At 69.7% G+C, this 18,190-nt stretch carries 16 protein-coding genes; 11 read left to right on the forward strand and 5 right to left on the reverse strand.

What is annotated here, in order from left to right; genetic code table 11:
• The first annotated feature begins 102 nt into the window (after positions 1-102).
• The 4 genes from ACWGJY_RS16970 to ACWGJY_RS16985 are packed head-to-tail and all read left to right on the forward strand — an operon-like array spanning position 103 to position 2,984.
• Positions 103-813, forward strand: a complete 711-nt coding sequence (locus ACWGJY_RS16970) for a response regulator transcription factor (protein WP_453261582.1) — start codon at positions 103-105, stop codon at positions 811-813.
• Positions 810-2,303: a sensor histidine kinase gene (locus ACWGJY_RS16975; protein ID WP_453261583.1), complete on the forward strand. Its 1,494-nt coding sequence runs from the start codon at positions 810-812 to the stop codon at positions 2,301-2,303. Before ACWGJY_RS16970 ends, ACWGJY_RS16975 begins: the two co-directional genes overlap by 4 nt.
• Before the next feature lie 52 nt (positions 2,304-2,355).
• Positions 2,356-2,763: a hypothetical protein gene (locus tag ACWGJY_RS16980; RefSeq protein ID WP_453261584.1), complete on the forward strand. Its 408-nt coding sequence runs from the start codon at positions 2,356-2,358 to the stop codon at positions 2,761-2,763.
• Positions 2,730-2,984 carry a hypothetical protein gene (locus tag ACWGJY_RS16985; RefSeq protein WP_453261585.1) on the forward strand — a complete coding sequence of 85 codons (255 nt, stop codon included), beginning with the start codon at positions 2,730-2,732 and terminating at the stop codon, positions 2,982-2,984. Before ACWGJY_RS16980 ends, ACWGJY_RS16985 begins: the two co-directional genes overlap by 34 nt.
• 216 nt (positions 2,985-3,200) lie before the next feature.
• Here ACWGJY_RS16985 and ACWGJY_RS16990 read toward each other — a convergent pair whose 3' ends face one another.
• Positions 3,201-3,860, reverse strand: a complete 660-nt coding sequence (locus ACWGJY_RS16990; protein ID WP_453261586.1) for an NADPH-dependent FMN reductase — start codon at positions 3,858-3,860, stop codon at positions 3,201-3,203.
• Positions 3,861-4,518: 658 nt separating this feature from the next.
• Here ACWGJY_RS16990 and ACWGJY_RS16995 point away from each other — a divergent pair.
• From ACWGJY_RS16995 to ACWGJY_RS17005, 3 genes are all read left to right on the forward strand, one after another.
• Positions 4,519-5,664 (forward strand): MFS transporter, encoded by a 1,146-nt coding sequence (locus ACWGJY_RS16995; protein WP_453261649.1) that lies wholly within the window; start codon positions 4,519-4,521, stop codon positions 5,662-5,664.
• 337 nt (positions 5,665-6,001) lie between these two features.
• The gene (locus ACWGJY_RS17000) at positions 6,002-6,355 is read left to right on the forward strand and encodes a VOC family protein (protein ID WP_453261587.1); all 354 of its coding nucleotides are present in this window, start codon (positions 6,002-6,004) and stop codon (positions 6,353-6,355) included.
• Positions 6,356-6,603: 248 nt separating this feature from the next.
• Complete coding sequence (locus ACWGJY_RS17005) at positions 6,604-7,521, forward strand: ornithine cyclodeaminase family protein (protein WP_453261588.1); 918 nt, start codon at positions 6,604-6,606, stop codon at positions 7,519-7,521.
• Positions 7,522-7,980: 459 nt separating this feature from the next.
• Here the strand turns inward: ACWGJY_RS17005 and ACWGJY_RS17010 are convergent, their stop codons facing one another.
• Positions 7,981-8,514 carry a GNAT family N-acetyltransferase gene (locus ACWGJY_RS17010; RefSeq protein ID WP_453261589.1) on the reverse strand — a complete coding sequence of 178 codons (534 nt, stop codon included), beginning with the start codon at positions 8,512-8,514 and terminating at the stop codon, positions 7,981-7,983.
• Positions 8,515-8,892: 378 nt separating this feature from the next.
• Positions 8,893-10,500 carry a D-alanyl-D-alanine carboxypeptidase/D-alanyl-D-alanine endopeptidase gene (dacB, locus tag ACWGJY_RS17015; RefSeq protein WP_453261590.1) on the reverse strand — a complete coding sequence of 536 codons (1,608 nt, stop codon included), beginning with the start codon at positions 10,498-10,500 and terminating at the stop codon, positions 8,893-8,895.
• 133 nt (positions 10,501-10,633) lie between these two features.
• Between dacB and ACWGJY_RS17020 the strand changes: the two genes are divergently transcribed.
• Entirely contained in the window at positions 10,634-11,167 is a 534-nt protein-coding gene (locus ACWGJY_RS17020; RefSeq protein WP_453261591.1) for an alpha/beta hydrolase, read from the forward strand.
• Between the two features lie 62 nt (positions 11,168-11,229).
• Here ACWGJY_RS17020 and ACWGJY_RS17025 read toward each other — a convergent pair whose 3' ends face one another.
• A complete protein-coding gene (locus ACWGJY_RS17025; RefSeq protein WP_453261592.1) occupies positions 11,230-13,050 on the reverse strand; it encodes a TIGR03767 family metallophosphoesterase in 1,821 nt (606 codons plus the stop codon).
• 864 nt (positions 13,051-13,914) lie between these two features.
• On the opposite strand from ACWGJY_RS17025, the gene ACWGJY_RS17030 reads away from it, so the two are divergent.
• A complete protein-coding gene (locus tag ACWGJY_RS17030) occupies positions 13,915-14,313 on the forward strand; it encodes a hypothetical protein (RefSeq protein WP_453261593.1) in 399 nt (132 codons plus the stop codon).
• A gap of 193 nt (positions 14,314-14,506) precedes the next feature.
• On the opposite strand, the gene ACWGJY_RS17035 is transcribed toward ACWGJY_RS17030, so the two are convergent.
• Complete coding sequence (locus ACWGJY_RS17035) at positions 14,507-15,346, reverse strand: LysR family transcriptional regulator (protein WP_453261594.1); 840 nt, start codon at positions 15,344-15,346, stop codon at positions 14,507-14,509.
• A 93-nt stretch (positions 15,347-15,439) separates the two neighbouring features.
• On the opposite strand from ACWGJY_RS17035, the gene ACWGJY_RS17040 reads away from it, so the two are divergent.
• Positions 15,440-16,177 carry an SDR family oxidoreductase gene (locus ACWGJY_RS17040; protein WP_453261650.1) on the forward strand — a complete coding sequence of 246 codons (738 nt, stop codon included), beginning with the start codon at positions 15,440-15,442 and terminating at the stop codon, positions 16,175-16,177.
• A 581-nt stretch (positions 16,178-16,758) separates the two neighbouring features.
• Positions 16,759-17,958: a serine hydrolase domain-containing protein gene (locus ACWGJY_RS17045; protein ID WP_453261595.1), complete on the forward strand. Its 1,200-nt coding sequence runs from the start codon at positions 16,759-16,761 to the stop codon at positions 17,956-17,958.
• Positions 17,959-18,190 lie beyond the last annotated feature (232 nt).

Consider the following 18,190-nt stretch of genomic DNA (forward strand, 5'->3'; position numbering starts at 1 on the left):
GTCCCCGAAAAATCCCGCCCCTCACCGGCCCGGACCGCGGCCGAGGGCCCGCCGGGCCCATGACCGATGATGTCGTCAGTCGGCGGCATCACGGAGGCACGCATGTACGGACAAAGCAGTACCGGCCGGGTCCTGCTGGTGGATGATGACGCGGCGATCCGGCGGTCGCTCGGACGCGGGCTGCGGCTGAACGGCTTCACCGTGGGCCTGGCGGAGGGCGGCCGGGCCGCGCTGGAGCGGATGGCCGAGGCACCGCCGGACGTGATGGTGCTCGACATCTCGATGCCCGGCCTCGACGGCATCGGGGTGTGCCGCAAGCTCCGCGAGGACGGCAACGACATACCCGTGCTGATGCTCTCCGCACTCGACGAGGTCACCGACCGGGTGGCCGGACTGCAAGCAGGCGGGGACGACTACCTCGTCAAACCGTTCGCCCTGGACGAGCTGGTGCTGCGCCTGCACGCCCTGCTGCGCCGCCGGCCGCCCGCCCCCACCGATGCCGTACGCGTCGGCGGACTGGCGCTCGACACCGCGGCGCACCGCGCGCGGCTCGACGACCGGGAGGTGGCACTGACCCGACGCGAGTTCGCCCTGCTGGAGGTGCTGGCCCACAACGCCGGACAGGTCCTCACCCGTGACCAGCTTCTGGAACGCGTATGGGGCTACGACTTCGAGGTACGCACCGACGCCGTGGACACCTTCGTCAGCTATCTGCGGCGCAAACTCGAAGCGGGCGGGCGGAGCCGGATCGTGCACACGGTGCGCGGTGTCGGCTTCGTACTGCGGGACGACGAGAGCGGGTCGGCGCGATGAGGCTGTCCACCCGGATCGCGCTCGTGGTCGGGATGGTGGTGCCGCTGCTGGTGGTGGTGTCCGGCTGGCTCCTGGTGCAGCTGGTGGGCAAGGATCTGCGCACCGAGGCGGACCGGCGCCTCACCGAACGCGCGCAGAGCGTGGCCGTCGCCGCGCGCGGTCTGTTGCGCGCCACCTCCCACGACCGGCCGCGCGCCGAGCAGGCCCACCAGCGGAAGCTGTTCACCTCGGCCCTGGACGTCGGCGTCCGGCTCTCCGGCCCCGCCGGCACCGTCAGGGACGGCCCGCAGCCCGCCGCACCGGTACCCCTGCCCGCGCAGACGAACAGTCCGTCCACCGTGCGCTCACACGGCAAGAGCTGGCGGGTGCTCGCCGTGCCGGTCACCGGCCGCGACCCCGGGGTGCAGGGGATGCTGTGGCTGTTCTCTGCGGACACGGCGCGCGAGGCACAGCTCGGTATGGTGCGCCGGAGAGTGGTCACGGTGGCGCTGCTCGCCGCACCCCTGGCCGGTGCCGCGGCCTGGCTGCTCGCCGCCCGCGCCGCCCGGCCGTTGCGGCGGCTGCAACAGGCGGCCGGCGGTCTCGACCCGCACACCAGCGCCGCCCGGCTGGATCACGCCCCGACCCGGATCACCGAGGTCGACGACCTCGCCCGGACGCTGCAGACCTTCCTGACCCGCTACGACGAGCAGGCCGCCCGCACCGCCGAGGCGCTTGCCTCGGCACGCTCGTTCTCCGCCGCGGCGTCCCACGAACTGCGTACCCCGCTGATGAGCATGCAGACCAATCTCGACATCCTCGACGCGTTCCAGGATCTCGACGCCGCCGACCGGGCGGAGACGGTGGACGACCTGCGGCACGAACATGCCCGTCTGCTGGGCCTCTTGGTGATGCTGAGGGCCCTGGCACAGGGCGATCTGGTCGAGGCGGACTCGTTTGCCGTCATCGATGCGGCGGATCTCGCCGATGAGGCCGCCGCGGACCTCCGGCGCCGGCATCCCGGGGCCGAAGTGGTGGTCCACAGCAGCCCGGGGCTGACGATCCACGGATGGCAGCCCGGGTTGCGCTCGATGCTGGACAACCTCCTGACGAACGCCCTGGTCCACGGTCGGTCCGCCGGGGCGGGCGCCCACGTTGCGCTCTCGCTGCGCGCCGGCGAGGAGGGCGGGTCGCCCCGCGTCGTCCTCGCTGTCGACGACCGGGGGCCGGGGGTGCCGCCGCAGTGCCGGGAGGCGGTCTTCCAGCGTTTCCAGCGGCGTCCGGACAGTCCGGGTTCCGGGCTCGGCCTCACCCTGGTCGCCCAGCAGGCCGCCCTGCACCGGGCCGGGCTACGGGTCCTGGACGGCCCCGGGGGCCGGGGAGCCCGGTTCGAGGTCGCGTTCCCCGCCGCGCCCGCCCACCGTCCTGCGCACACGACACTGCCCGCGCACCGGGACTGGCTGGCGGCCCCCGCGGACCGGCCACAAGGTTTCCACAAAGAACGTCTCTAACTTCTCCTCGCGGACGGGCACCGTGCCCGTCCCGCTTGTGAGGAGGATCTTCATGCGTACCCGGAACATCGCCCTGACTTCGGCGGCTGCCGCGACCGCCCTGCTCGGTGTCGCGGGCACCGCCGTCGCCGCGGACAGCAGCCCGGCACCGTCCGCCTCCGCCAAGCCCCACACGGGCGACGGCGCGCAGGCCCTGTGCAAGCGCGTCCCGAGGATCGAGAAGCGCATCCACCGGGCACTTCAGCGTCTGCAGGGCAAGGCCGGGGTCCGCGGCTCGGTCGCCCGCCTGGACAAGCGGGTGGAGAAGGCAAAGGCGGCCGGCCACACCGAGATCGCGACCTTCCTCAACGACAAGCTCACTCACCGCAAGTCCCTCATCCCCACCCTCCAGAAGCGGCAGAAGGACCTCGCCAAGGTCGCCACCTGGTGCCGTACGCACCAGAACGCGGCCTCCTCGTGACCCGCGCCGGCCAGGCCACGGTGCTCGCGGCCACCACCCTCCTGTGTGGACTGCTCGTCGCCGGATGCGGCAACGGCGTGCGCGCCGAGGGCGACGCCCCTCACGCGACACCGTCAACCGCCTCGCCGGCGCCCACCGACCTCGCGGACATGCGCAAACTGGTGGACGGTGCCGAGAGCGCGGCGGCTGCCGCGGACTCCGACTCGGCCGCGGACCGCTAGGCCTGGCCTACGGGCGATCGACGCGACGTTGAAGACAGGCCTCAGGGCCGCTCGGCGGAGCCGATGCGTGTACGCCCCGCCCTCATCACGGCGGGGCGTACGTACGGAGAGCAAGGGGCGTAGCGCACTACGTGCAAAGGGCCCGGCGCACGATGCGCCCCGACCACCCCTGCGGGTGAGCCCGCCGCCACGACCGGCACGCCCAGGAGACCCGGTTCAGTCCTCCGCCCGCTGGGTGACGGGAGCCTCGGTGCGGTCTCCGGGGAACTCGTACCACCGGCGTTGCAGACAGACATAGCGCGCATCGGCCTCGACGAGACGGAGGAAGGCCGTGACGGTCTCCTTCAGCCGTTGTTGCAGCGCGGAATCGGTCAGCCGCCCGTCCTCGGTGAAGCCCTGGTGGGCCGCGGCAAGGCTGAACATGTCGGGGTAGACACGGGTACCGAGGTGCTCCAGCGGAACCCTCAGCGCCCACAGCCCCCGGTTGCCGCCCACCAGGGACGGGGAGGCGGACACCAGCAGTGCATGCTTGGTCTTGAACGGCTGCGGCCGGATCCGCGAGACCCAGTCGATCGCGTTCTTCACCACTCCCGGCACGGACGCGTTGTACTCGGGAGAGGCCAGCACGAAGGCATCGGATCGCTCCAGCCGGTCACGCAGCGCCAGAGCACCCTGCGGCACCCCCTGTGCGGCCTCCAGATCACCGTCGTACAACGGCATGTCGAACTCCCGCATCGCGGCGAGGTCAACGACGGCGCCGGCATCGCTCATCATGCGGCCGACCAGGGAAGCCAGACGGGCGTTGGTCGATCCGGCCCGCAGGGCGGCGCCGAGAACGAGGACGCGCAGCGGTCCGGGGTGTGCATCCGTGGGCATGGTGACGTCCTTCCGGCACATGACAGCGCGTGCCCGTCGCCGCGCTCACGCGGCCACCGCCTGGGGTGACGAAAGCGTACAGGCGCACAGGCGGCACACCCGGTACCCACCACTCCATGTCCCGGCCGGCGCTGCTCTCCATGCTGGGTTCCGACCGGCCCCGGACCTGCCGGAACGGCTGCCGACGAGGCCGAAGCGGCACCCCTGTACCCACCGTGCGAGACGGCCGGCAGGCCACCCGGGCGCTCAGGCATGGCAGGAGTCCGGGCGGGGAGCCCCGACGGACATCGACGAACTCCAGCGAAAGATCAGCAGGCTGGAGCAGCAGAACGTCGAGCTGACCGCCGTCTTGGAAGAAGCCCGGTCCGACCTCGATGCAGCGGGCGGCCAACCGGGACCTGACCGGAGCGCTGAACCAGCGCGCCTGAGTGAGTGCCTTTCGGACCGGGGGTGCAGGGGCGACCCCGAAGGTCATGCTTGAGCATGTGAGCGTCCCCTCACACGGCATGGGAAATCGGTTGCGGCAAGACCGTGAGCCCGGTGAGGTAGCTCCATGGACGGTGCCACGGAGCAGGCGCAATGGGCGAGGTCGGGAAGAGTCCGCAGGGTCACGCCGCAACCGGCTCGATGGCACGGGCCGGCGGTGCTCGTGGCTCTGATGCTGGCCGCCTTCACCTTCAACACCGCGGAGAACCTGCCCATCGGCCTTCTGGAACTCATCTCCAACGGCCTGCGGGTGTCAGTGTCAGCGATCGGTCTCCTGGTCACCGGTTATGGCGTGACGGTGGCCGCCGCGTCTGTGCCGCTCGCCCACGTCATGCGGGCAGTGCCTCGACGTCATGTGCTCACGGGACTACTGGCCGCGCTCGTCGTGTCCAGTCTGGTTGCGGCGCTGGCGACCTCCTACTGGCTGCTCCTCCTGGCGCGGCTGCTGACCGCGCTCGCCCAGGCGCTGTTCTGGGCCGTGATGGGACCTGTCGCGGTGGGGCTGTTCGCACCCGAGGTCCGTGGGCGTGTGGTCGGGGCGCTGTCCGTCGCCGGTTCACTCGCCGTCGTGCTCGGTGTTCCCGCCGGGACCTGGCTGGGCCGGCAGAGCGGCTGGCAGGTGCCCGTCGCCATGCCGGCGGGTCTGGGGCTCATCTCTCTGGTGACGATCGCCATGTTGCTGCCGGTCTCACGTCCGGAAGGAGAGCAGGCCGCGTACGGAGCCAGTCCCGATACCCGCCGTTTCGGGATCGTGCTGGCGGCCGGGGCCTTGTCCGCTACCGGGGCCTTCGCCGGATATACCTACATCGTGAAGTTCCTGGGCGACGTAAGCGGGTTCTCCCCGAGCACGGTCAGCGCCCTGTTCGTGGCTTTCGGCCTCGCGTGTCTGGCCGGGGTGAGCATCACCGGGGCGCTGCTGGACCGCTTTGCGCAGGCCGCGCTGACCACGGCCGTATCCGTGCAGGCGGTGGGCATGCTCGGCCTGTACGCGGCCGGCACCGATCCGGTCGCGGCGGTGGTGTTCCTGACGCTGATGGGTGGTGCGCTCGGGCCGGTCTTCATGACCACCCAGAACGCCATGCTGCATTGCGCACCGGGCCGCACGGATATCGCACTCGCGGCGAACTCTGGTGCCTACAACGCCGGTATCGCGGCCGGCGCCGCGCTCGGGGGACTGATCCTCCCGCTCGCCGACGTGCGAGGCACCTTCCTCGCCGGTGGACTGCTGACCGTCGGGGCCTGCGCGGTGCTACTCGGCGGGCGGCTGTTGCATGCCCCGGCCAGGTCGCCGATTGGCGAACCCTCGAAGCGGCCGTAGCGCCACACGTGCCGCGCCACACGTGCCGCGCCACACGTGCCGCGCCACACGCGCCGCGCCACACGCGCCGCGCCACACGCGCCGCGCCACACGTGCCGCTCACACCGGCGCTGAGCTGCACCAAGGGTCCCCACTCGCCTCGCGCCACACGGCTACCCCGAAGAAGGCGGCAGACGGCCTTGGGCTCCTCGGTCTGCAGGAGCGCCGGGCCGGTGTTGCCGACGGGAAAGGGAATTTCGGAGTCTTCTTCGCGTTCTCCGAACTCAGCGGACTTGCAGTCCAGTTGCCCCTTCATGCGCATCTGTTGTTGAAGACCTGGCTGGTCTAAGCTCCGCGGATGACCTTGGAATGGGAACAGGTAATTGTTCACTCGGTGGATCCGGCGGCCTTGGGGCAGTGGTGGGCCGAAGCCCTTGGCTGGGTTGTGGTCCACTCCTCTGATGAGGAGTTCGAGATCCGCCCGGAGCCGGATCGCCTGCCGGGGTTGGACTTCGTCCGGCTTGATGAGAGCAAGAAGGTCAAGAGCCGCCTGCATCTCGACTTCAGGCCTGATGACCAGGACGCCGAGGTGGCTCGTCTGGTGGCTCATGGCGCACAGCGTGTCGATATCGGCCAGGGTGATCCATCGTGGGTTGTCTTGGCAGACCCCGAAGGTAACGAGTTCTGTGTCCTTGGCCGGCGGCGTCAGTAACTGAGCGTTTGGTGGCCTCGGCAGGCCGGCGGAGCCGGGATCAGGTGGCTCGTGCGGCGATCTCACCGAATGAGGGCATTCCTCGGTAAATCCGTGATCTCGACGAGGCGCCTTCGCTCGCCTGGACCGGGCCGGAGTACCGGACAGCGGATGCAGGCCTGTGTCGGTCAGACCGGCGAACTCAAGGGTCTCGTTGAGAGCCCGGCGTAACGTCGCCCGTACCACTGTGATCAAGGAGGTTGAGACGGATGCTGGTTCTCGGGCGTGCGCAGGTCGAGGCGCTGCTGGACCTGGATACGCTGATCGACGCCCTGGCGTCGGCGATGGCGGACCTGAGCGCGGGCCGCGCTTCCTCACCGGACCGCGTTGCCGCCCTGATACCCGAACGGGACGGATTCCTGGCAGCCATGCCCGGATTCGTCCCCTCGGCCGGTGTGCTCATGAGCAAGCTGGTCTCCGTCTTCCCGCGCAACGGCGGCACCCCCCTACCGACCCACCAAGCACTCATCGCCGTCTTCGACCCGCACACCGGGGAACCCGCCGCGCTGCTGGACGGCACGGCCATCACCGCCGCGCGGACCGCCGCCTGTTCGGCGCTCTCGGCGCGCCTGCTGGCCCGCGAGGACGCCTCGGTGCTGGCGGTCCTGGGTACCGGAGCACAAGCCCGGTCGCACGCCGAGGCGATGTGCCGGGTCCGCCCGATCCGGCAGATCCGCGTGGCGGGCCGCGACCGGGCGAAGGCCAGGGCGCTGGCCGACGCGCTGTCATCAGAACTCCAGGTCCCCACCGAGGCGACAGCGACCTACGCCGAGGCACTCGACGGCGCGGAGATCGCCGCCGCGACCACCCATGCCGTCGACCCGGTGATCCGCCGTTCCTGGCTGACCCCGGGCGTCCACGTGACCTCGGTGGGCTTCAATCCGGACGGCCGTGAGATCGATGACGCCAACGGGTACCGGATGTGGCCTCGATGGTGTGGCGTGAATGGGGCGCGGCAGCGTCGGTCCGCCGGGCCGTTGCCGTCGGGCCACCGGCGCCGCGTGCCGGGGGGAGGCGCCTTCCTTTCCCTTGAGCAGCTTCGAAGGCCGTTTCGGCTTCCGCCTTGCGGATGCGATCTCCACCAGCTGCTCGTGCGACGCTCCGTGCGTGGGCAGCAGCAGCGGTGAGGGCCGGGCCGGAGCGACCGTGCGTCCGCCCGGTGCGCGACCGGGCGCATGCAGGGATCCGCCGGCCGGAAGGGACACACAGCTGCTGGTGGCCAGGAGGACGGCCGCCGCTGCGGCGAGGCGAAGGAGTAGTGGGCGCACGTCTTCACGGTGTCGGAGGCTTGCGGGCTGTCCAAACGACGCGCCGGGCCTCCACGCGGACGAAGGACAAATCCGAACTCCCATGGGAATGCAGGGCCGACGCTGCGTCACGTCAGCACGCCACCACCGCGAAGGCAGGGTCACGAGCCGGACCCTCCCCCCGCTTCGTGGACGGTGAACTTCTGAGTGAGGAGTGAGGACTGAGGAGTGGGGAGTGGGGAGTGGGGAGTGAGGTGCGGCGGCCGCCGCCCGTCCAGGTACCGGCGGCCGCACACCGTCACGCGTCACGACCCTCAACGCGCGGTGCCGGACTGCCGGTCACATGGGGAAGGACAGCAGACGTACGGGCCCCTCGGGCCAGTGCGCCCCGTCGCGCAGCGGTGTCCACATGGTCCGCAAGGGCATGACCACGGGCCCTTCGGGTTGCTCGACGTGTACGTCCTCGTCCAGCGTCCGCCAGCCGAGCCGCTGGTACAGGGGGACAAGGTGCGGCCGGCAGAAGAGGAGCCCGTACTCCGGCCCCATCGTGCGGGCGTGTTCCAGTGCGGAGGTGACAACGAGCCGTGCCAGCCCGTGTCCCCGCAGGTCGGGGGCGACGACCACCCCGCCGAAGCCGACCGCCGGTGTGGCGACCGGGCCGGCCGAAAGAGGAACCGGCAGGAGACCCGTGTGCGCCACGAGACGGCCGTCGAGTCTGATGCCGAAGTGCTCCTGTTTGGGCAGCCAGGTCAGACCGGTCCCGGAGACTCCGAAGGGATCGTCGTCGTCCCCGACGATCTCGCTCAATTCCGTCTTCGTGTACCGCGCGAGCCGGACGACGGTGGGCGACGCTGAAGGCAGTTTCCTGGTCATCCTCCGCATCATGCTGTCCGTACCGGCTGCGGGCAATGCCCTTCATCAGCCGCGAGGGCCTGCGGATTCTGCTTCGTCAGAAGGGTCTCGTTTCCACGGCTGAAGACCTGGAAGACCTCCCGATGGCCAGCCCGATGGCGATCAGGGCAGGGGTCATCAGCCAGTACACCTCGTCCCGAGCCCGTACCACGGGCTCACGCCGTGAGGCGGTGAGCCGGATCGACGAGGTCCGACAGATTCAGCACACGAGCCCCGCGATGCCCGGCAGCGGACCTGCAGGGTGTCGTCCAGCGCGCGGGGATCGCGTCCAGGACGTAGTGCCCGTCGGCGAGACCCCCGGTGACCGCCGCAACCGTGTCGGCGTCGCCGCCTCGCCGTTCAGCGGCGGGCTGAGGCCTGCTGCTGGAGGTAGGCGGCAACACCGGCCACATCGTTGGCGATGGCCAGGACGCCGTTGATATCGGCGTGGGGCGTCGAGGCGCCGTTCACTCCGGCGAAGAACACATCGAAGTGGCCCCGGCGCGTTTCCAGATATCCCGCCGTGGTCTCCGCGCCCACCGCCAGCCGGTCATTGAGGGTGTCACCACCCGCCGCGGTGCCGGTCTTGGCGAAGACCTTGCCGTGTGAGGGGCAACTGCGGCAGGAATCCGCCAGGCTCCCGTCGACGCCCAGGATCGGCAGCGACATGCGGAAGAGCCGTGCCTCGGGGGTGTGCTGCCAGTACGTCAGGATCTGCGCCAGGGCGCGGGGGGTGGCCCGGTCGGCCGGGTTGCCGCCCCGGTCGTCGGCGAGCTGTACGGCCTTGCGGTCCACCTGTGCCTGCTCCAGGAACGCGGCCAGCACGGGGAAGCCGTCCTCGCAGTTGGTGCTTCTTCTGCTGGTGGCCATCAAGCAGATCCCCAGGTTCGCCCCGAGGTTGTGGCTCACCTTGAGGATGAGCTTGGCGTACTGGGCATACGAGGGCGAGGTGTAGCGGGCCACCACGGGCGCGCCCTGGTAGGACTTCGGCAACTGCCGGGCCGGGTTGGGGCCGATCGCCTTCGCGCGGACCTCGACCCCGGCCCCTTTCAATGCCTCGATCATGGCGGTCCGGCCAAAGGCGTTCGGGTCCTTGACGGCGGACACCCGCAGGACGGGAGCGGAGCCGGCGGCGATGGTGCCGGACAGACGGATACGGGTGCCGTCGGCGGAACTGCTCACGGCGATGTCGGCCGGTTTGCCCGCCGCGACGGTCCGGACGGAGGACGTGATGTGGTAGGGCGCGACCTTCGGGCGCCAGTCCAGGCCGGCGGGGGTGCCCGCTCCGGCGCCGGGGAAGGTCAGCAGATCGATGACGTTGTCGTTGATGATCAGTGGGGTGGGGGTCGGGTCGAGCCCGGGATCGGGCTGGAACAGTCGCGGGTCGACGACCACGTCGCCGTCGATCCGGCGGATGCCCGAGGCGCGTACCTGCTGGGCCAGGTGATGGATACCGGCCAGCGGGTCCTGCGGGGTGAGGGTGGCACCCGGCACGTCGTTGGCGTAGGTGTGGTCGACGGTGGTGAAAGCGACGGTACCGTCCTTGCGCGTTCTGCCGCCGAGGGTCAGGTCGCCCTGCGCGACCAGATCCAGGTTGCCCTTGAGCGTCGCGTTCCGGCGCCGGCCGACGGCGTACACCGGCGTGACGAAGCGATGGGCGCTGCCGAGGGTGTGCCAGGTGCCGCTGACGCTGAAGAGTTTGGCCGTTGCCCCGGGGATGAAGAACTGGTCGGCACGGCGGGACTGCGTCACCCTTCCGGTCTCCGGATTCTGCTGGAACAGCCCCCACTGGGCATGCCGGTAGTCCGGCTTCCGCACGATCGCGGCGATCCGCGGGTCGAGTGTGTGGCGTGTGGAGGACGGTGCGGCCTGGACGAGACCGGTGACGACGACGCCGACGGCCAGCAGAACGCCCAGGGTGCCGGCGATACGCCTTCGGGCTGTCCGATGTGTGACGGAGGGTGACATGCAGACTCCACCAATGGTGTTGATCTGTCGTATATCGACCGCTGATGCCGCTATCGCTCTGACCCCTGAAGGTACTGTGCGTCACCGCCGAAGGGATGCGCGCCACGTCGGTCGGGGTGCCCCTGACGCATCGATGTCCGCATTCAGAAAAACACGGTGGCCGGCGGCCGCCCTGTCGGGAACGGTGGCCGCCGCACTGATGTCCGCGGTGCTGCCCAGCGTCCTGCCGGCAAGGGCCGCCGACCGTTCGGGACCGCCCGTACCGGCGCGCTGTACCCACCAGCGGCTGCACTGGCAGCCCTGTACGGCGAAACCTTCACTGGAATGCGCGAGCACGACCGTGCCGCGCGACTGGCACCACCCGGGCACCGGGTCCGGCCTCACCGTCGAGGTGTCCCGGCACCGCGCGGCCGACCCCGCCACGTACCACGAGGGCGCCCGCGCGGCGCACCGTGCACTGCGCGGGTCACGGCTGGTCACGGTGTCGGGCGGCGGCGACCACGGCCAGTACCAGAACGGCAATGCGTGCGTGGACGGCATGGTGAATGCCTATCTCCTCGACGCAAAGGCTCCGGAGCACGACACCTCCTGCGCCGCCGCCCCGCTGCCCGAGCCGTCGGGAGGCGGATGCGGGAAGCGGATGAGGACGACGGCCGGCAACAGGTAGGGGTTGGCGGGATCGGCAGGGATCGGTGGGGACCGTAAGGGCTCGGTGGGGGTGGGGCCGTATCACGCCCGACGGACGAGGAGTTCGGTATTGCGGTCCGCCGCGGTGCCCGCCATCTCTTCATGGACGCCGTCGGTCAGACCGGCGGCGAGGCCGGGGGCGTTGTAGGACAGCTCGCGGTAGAGCGAGGCGAGGCCGACGGACGAGAGGTCGCCGAAGTCGGTGTGGTGCGGGGCGGCGGACTCGATGAGAGTGGTGAACAGGGACAGCGTCCCGTCATGGTTGTCCACGAGTTCGATGATCCGCGCGTGCTGGGGATAGTCCACGTGTGAGGCGGTGTTGACCTCCCAGAAGGAGCGGGCGGGCGTCGGGTGGGCGTGCGGTGTGATGTGGTTGACGTGGCTGTGGCCGTTGATCCATGCCACCACGTTCGGGAAGCGGTTCAGCAGGGCGATGACCTCTTCGCCGTCGTGCCGCTTCTCCTCCGCGCGGGCCGCGTCGGGCCGCCGGGTCATGCTGGGGCTGTGGTGGTGGCTGAACACCAGGATGTGCGCGTCGTCGGCACCGGTGTTGCGCACCAGCCGGCCGTCCGCGTCGTAATGGCGAGAACTGTGGGCGGCCAACGTCCGCTCCAGCCAGTCGAGTTGCTCGGTCCCCAGCGACCCTTCGTAGTGGCCGCTGCGGTAGGTGGTGTCGATGCTGATGCCGATGACGCCCTCGGCGATGGTGAAGGAGTAGTACATCCGGTCACCGTCGAGGTGGTTGTCGGTGTAGCCGTGCCCGACCGGTCCCGCTCCGGCGAAGGCCGGGTCCAGATGTGCCCGCAGGTACTCGTGCGGCGAGAACATCCGGCGGCGCTCGTCGGCGGACACGGTGCGTGCTCCGGCGGCGTTGCGGCTGAGGATCTCCTTGAGCACGGTGCTCTTGGGGTCGCCGCCGCTGTCCAGCACCTTGGCGAAGGCGGCCACATCGGCGTCCGGGACGGCGAACAGTTTGCGCGCCCCGGTGATGTAATCCGCCAGTACGGGGTCCTGCGGGGCCAGACAGCCACCCGGCAGGTCGTCGTGATTGCCGGGCGTCGAGTACCAGGGAAGCCGCAGACCCGGGCTGGTGACCGGGCGCATCGCGGCTTCGAGGTAGCCGGGTATCGCCGGCAGGCCGCGTCGCTTGTCCTGGTCGCGCAGGCTGTCGTCCGGGTGCCAGTACAGCGCCAGGCCAGAGTTCTGTACACCTTCGTACGACGTCGGGTCACCGGTGTTGGGGGTGATGCGGCCGCCGCTCATGAGGGTGAGGAACCACTCCAGCTCCACCATGGAGTGGTTGTCGATGTTGTCACCCGTGGACATGACGAAGGCGGGCGGCCGGCCGGTGTGGGGCCCGCCGCCGATCGCGTTGGCCTGCTCCACCAACGACACCGCACCGGCCACCGACAGTGCCTCCTGCGCCCGCCATGATCCCGGCGATCCGGCGCGCAGGTACTCGGTGCGCAAGGGGCTCTGTACATCGGCCACATGGAGGTCGGTGAACTGGACGAAGCATGCCAGTGCGGTCCGCCGGTCCTGGCGTCCCGCCGCGGCGGGGGCGAGTTCACCCCGGACGGCCAGCGGCCACCCGGGGCCGGAGGTGATCCGGCGGTAGCTGCCGCTGCCGACGAGGCGGGCCGTGGTGTCCAGGGTGGTGACTCCGAACGGTGCCCCGCGTCGTGCACCGGGGTGGGCCGGTGACGTACGGGTGAGGGGCTGCGCGTGTGCAGTGTCCGGAGCCGCGCTGCTGCTGCGCCGGCTCGGCAGTGCCCAGGTGGCACCGGCTCCGGCGACGGCGGCACCGGAGGTGAGGAGGAAGCGACGACGGTTGGTGGGGGTGTGGGTTTCCATGCCGGCCATAAGGCCCTCCGTGCCGTGGCCGGCATGCCTGACCACAGCGGTGTGTCACCAAGCGGAATGTCTTGTTCCAGAGCTTGGGCGCGGAGCGTGGCCAGAAGCTGAACGGGCCCGGAACTGGGCACACCCATTGCCCGTCAGTACGGTCGGTGACGGGGCGGCTACGTTCGGCGGTGGATCGTCCTCGATGTCCTGGTGGAGCGCTACAAGGCTGCGCCGGCTGAGGAGTGGGAGACATCCGACTTCCATTGCCGGGAACTTGCCGCTGGCGTCTATCTGCTGACGTATACCTTGGTCCTCGGAGGACGCCGAACACGACGGGTGACCATCTGGAAGCAGGGTGCGGAGGGGTGGACTGTCCTCTATCACCAGGGAACCTGCGTCCAAGATGCCTGACAGGTGCGATCGGAAGCGAGCAGTCGCAAGCGAGCAGTCGCACGCGAGGACGCGTATCACCTCTGGCGCTCCAGCCTGACGGTGGTCTGCCACCGGAACCAGCCTGGACGGAGGCCGAAGGGCGGCACGCGCCTGGGCGATCACGGCCGGCCCGGCCTCGTCGCATGGGCATGGGCATGGGCATGGACATCACGGACCTGGTCGTTGGCTGGGTGCACCTCATCGTCGTTCAGCCGGGTGACCACCTGTCCAGGTGCTCCGGCTTGGCCGGCCTCTCCGCGACGAGCACGGCATGTACGTGGCCGGGGTGACCGTCAGAGGGAATGGGCCGACCGCAGTTACGAGGTAGTGACAATCGGGAGTCAACCTCGTGGCGCGCTAACCGCTCTATCTCGCTGAAAGCGCGCCAACTGGGCACTTTTGAGTCTTGGTTGGAGCATTGGGAACATAGGTATCCAAGGAGACACGAGTATGAAGCTTGGTCTGAAGCGGTTCGCGGTGATCGGCGCGCTGGGTGTGGCCTCGGCGGGACTCGCAGCATCCCCGGCGTTCGCGAAGAGCGACATCTCGATCCAGGCCACTCCCCACACGGTGCATGTCGGCCACGTCGTGAAGGTGCACGGCCAGGGTGGGGACGACGCCGAGCGGTTCACCACGCTCGTCATACAGGAGAGGTCCGGCAAGCCCGGCCACTGGGGCCATTGGCAGACCGTGGCGCGGAACTCCAGCGGCGATGCGCGCGCGAACGTCAAGGTCCGACACACGGGTGAGCTGCAGTTCCGTTCGGTGCTGTACTCGACCGACAAGCACCACCAGCACGCGAAGACGGACCGCGTATCTGCACCGGTGACCATCCACGTCGTCCGCTAGCCGACGCGACGGCACCGCACGCTGGGTGCCATGAATGCCGCTGTGCCGGTGTCGCACGGGTGGATGCCCGCGGTCCGGTGTCGCCCTCCGGCCCGGGACCGCTCCATGAGCGTCCCGGGCCGTCTGACGGGTTTGCCGGCCGACGATCCGGACAGCCGGCCGCATTCCCCGCGAGCGGACAGCGCACAGCCGGTCAAAGACGTGTTGCTACGCGGATCAGGTCGGCGGCTGCGCGAAGTCGGCTCTGCGACGGCCAAGCGATCACCGTTGTCACGGGCGGAGCATCCAGGACGGGCACCGCGGCGAGATCCCGGCGCAGGTCGGTGCCGGCGGACTCCGGCATGATCACGGTGGTACGGCCGAGCGCGATCAGCTGGAAGAGCTGTGTGAGGTTCCGTACCTCTGCCCCCGGTCCCTCCGGGTAGCTGCCGCCAGGACCGGGCCAGCGAGCCATCGGGAGTTCCGGCAGTGCGGCGACCTCGGCTACCCGGATCTGAGAGCGGCCGGCAAGTGAGTGAGAGGCGGGCAGGATCGCCACCTGTCCCTCGGTGCACAGGATTTCGGTGTCGAGTCCGGCCGTCGAATCGAAGGGCAAGTGCAGCAGAGCGACGTCGGCCTGCCCGTCCTGCAGCAATTTGTGTTGCTGATGTGCCTCACAGAGCAACAGATCGACGGTGGCTGCGCCGGACTCCGCGCGGTAGGCGTCGAGCAGTTTGGCCAACAGCTCGTCGGCGGTGCCGGATTTGACGGCGAGGACGAGGCGGGGGCGTGTTTGCGCAGCCTGCTGGGTACGTCGCTCAGCTGCGGCTACCGCGCTGAGGATCGCGCGCCCCTCGGAGAGCAGCACGGCCCCGGCCTCGGTGAGCATGACCTTACGGCTGGTGCGCTCCAGCAGCGTGACCCCGAGCTGTCGTTCGAGCCGGGCGATCGCGCGGGACAGCGGCGGCTGGGCCATCTCCAGACGCTGGGCGGCCTTGCCGAAGTGCCGTTCCTCGGCGATGGCGACGAAGTACCGCAGCTCGCGTATCTCCATGCATGCACAGTAACTGCGGCGGATAGTCGACTGATGTCGCTCAGGTATTGCTGCATGACCGAGAGGGTGTTGGTGCCCGGTCGAAGCGCATCCATGCTCGCTGTCATGAGTGAGAAGACCATCGCGCTGGTCACCGGCGCGAACAAGGGAATCGGCTACGAGATCGCGGCCGGGCTGGGCGCATTGGGCTGGAGCATCGGTGTCGGCGCTCGAGACGAGCAGCGCAGGAAGGACGCCGTGGCGAATCTGCGCGCGGCGGGTGCCGATGCGTTCGGCGTGCCCCTGGACGTGACCGACGACGAGAGCGTGACCGCCGCGGCACAGCTGATCGAGGAGCGAGCGGGGCGCCTTGACGTGCTGGTCAATAACGCCGGCGTGGCAGGCGGTTGGCCGGAGGAGCCGTCAACCCTTGGCCTCGAGGCCGTGCGGCGGCTGGTGGAGACCAATGTCATCGGCGTCATCCGGGTCACCAACGCGATGCTGCCGCTGCTGCGCCACTCGGCGCACCCGCGGATCGTCAACCAGTCCAGCCATGTCGGCTCTCTCGCCCTGCAGACCACGCCCGGTGTCGACCTCGGAGGGATCAGCGGGGCGTACGCGCCGACGAAGACCTACCTCAACGCCGTCACCATCCAGTACGCCAAGGAGCTGAGCGGCACCAACATCTTGATCAACAACGCCTGCCCCGGCTACGTGGCCACCGACCTCAATGGGTTCAGCGGCACGCAGACCCCTGAACAGGGCGCGGTGATCGCCATCCGGTTGGCGGCACTGCCCGACGACGGCCCCACCGGCCGGCTGTTCGACGACAGGGGAGTCGTGCCATGGTGATGCGCTGATGCGTTCCTGCCCGGCCGGACTGCGGCTCCACGCGCCCGGCGGTGGCACAGCGGCGTCCGCGCCGCGCTGTGCGAACCGGGCTCTCCAACGGCCTTCAAGGCTTTCTGCTGAGTTTCCCGATCCTGCGCTTCGAACGCTATGACTCACGGGAGTGAGGGGTGACTGATTCCCGGTGCCTGCTGTCAAGCAGTTGGTGTGGGGGAGAAGGCCGTCGGCAAGAGAGCTGCCGGCAATCCCCACTGCTCCCCGGCGTCCAGCAGCCTGGACCCGGTCTGTGAGATCCGCCGAGTCGAGTCCGAGGCAGACCGTGCCGTTCACGAAACCGCGCGTGAGGACAGCCTCCGCGTCGTAGTGCCGAACGCCCAGGTCTTCGGGGCCGGGTTGACGGGAGCGGGGGGAAGCGCCAGCGGCGCGGGACTGGAGGCAACTGGGGACAGGCCCCCCGAGAACCCGGGGGATGTCCCTACGTTGGATGGGCGTGCTGCCCGGTTGGATTGGTGGATCTTGTGCGCGCAGGCTGGATGCATTCGGCCCTCCGACTCAACCAGCAGGATTCACAGGGGAGTGCACACATGGCGGATCGTTCTCAGAAGTTCCGGCGCATTCACACCACATCACCGTGCAGGCCGCGGCAGGCAGCCGGGGCGGCACTGGTCATGGCTGTCGCCCTGACCGTGGCCGGTACCGCCTTGCCCGCGGCGGCGGAGTCCCACGGCTCTGGTGATGTCGTACACAAGGGCCTGGAGCGGCTGGTGACCGACGACCAGTTTCCCGCCGCTCTGGCCGCTACCGTCGACCGTGACGGACGCGCCCGCAACTACACCGCCGGCGTCGCGGACCTGAAGACCAAGGCGGAGGTTCCGGTCGACGGACAGGTGCGGGCGGGCAGCAACACCAAGACCTTCACCGCCACCGTCGTCCTGCAACTGGTCGGTGAAGGCAAGGTCGGCCTCGATGCCCCCATCGAGGAGTACCTGCCCAACCTGGTACGCGGCGAGGGCATCGACGGCCGCAACATCACCGTACGCCAGCTGCTCCAGCACACCAGCGGACTGCCCAACTACACCAACTTCATGCTGGAAGCCGTCTTCGGCAAGGGCCGCCACACCTATTACCAGGCCCGCGCCCTGCTCGACACGGCGCTGGCCCACAAAGCGGAATTCGCTCCCGGAACCAGCTGGTCGTACAGCAACACCAACTACATACTGGCCGGCTTGCTCATCGAGAAAGTCACCGGCCGTCCCCTCGCCGAGGAGATCACCAAGCGGATCATCGACCGCATCGGACTGCGACACACCTACTTCCCCGACGTCGGCGACGAGAACATCCGCGAAGCCCACCCCCGGGGCTACCACGCAACGAAGCCCGGCGCGCGGCTGGAAGACCTCACAGCGCTGGACCCTTCCTGGGGATGGGCCGCAGGGCAGCTGATCTCCACCCCGAGCGACCTGAACCGCTTCTTCTCCGCCCTGATCGGCGGCCAACTCCTCAAGCCCGCCCAGCTGGCCCAGATGCGCACCACCGTCAAGGTCCCCGATGATTTCGATGCGGGGGTCGGCCTCCGGTACGGGCTGGGGCTGACAAGCAGGCCCTTGAGCTGCGGCGGCGTGATGTGGGGGCATGGCGGTGACACCCCCGGCTACCACTCGGCCCCCGGGGTCACCGACGACGGCCGCGCCGCCACGATCGTCGTCACCGCCGACTGGGCGCCCACCTCAAAGGGATTCACGAACGCCGATGCGCTCCTCGACACCGCTCTGTGCAAGAAGTGAGGGGCGGCATGCCGCGGGATCAGCGCGGGCAGGGTGGTGATCCCGGGATTGCCTCCAGGCCGTTTTGTCGGCGGCCGGGAGAGGCGGCGTGCCCGCCTCCCGGCCGGCCCCCGATGCCTCGTCATCGGATGCGCAGACGGACGTCACCAGGCCGGCGGCCACCCCGAGGCAACGGGCCGTGCCACGGGCGGAGTTGTCGTACGGGGGGAAGGGGATTGTGCGCTACGCCGGG

The organism is Streptomyces sp. NPDC054765 (genome assembly GCF_053612065.1).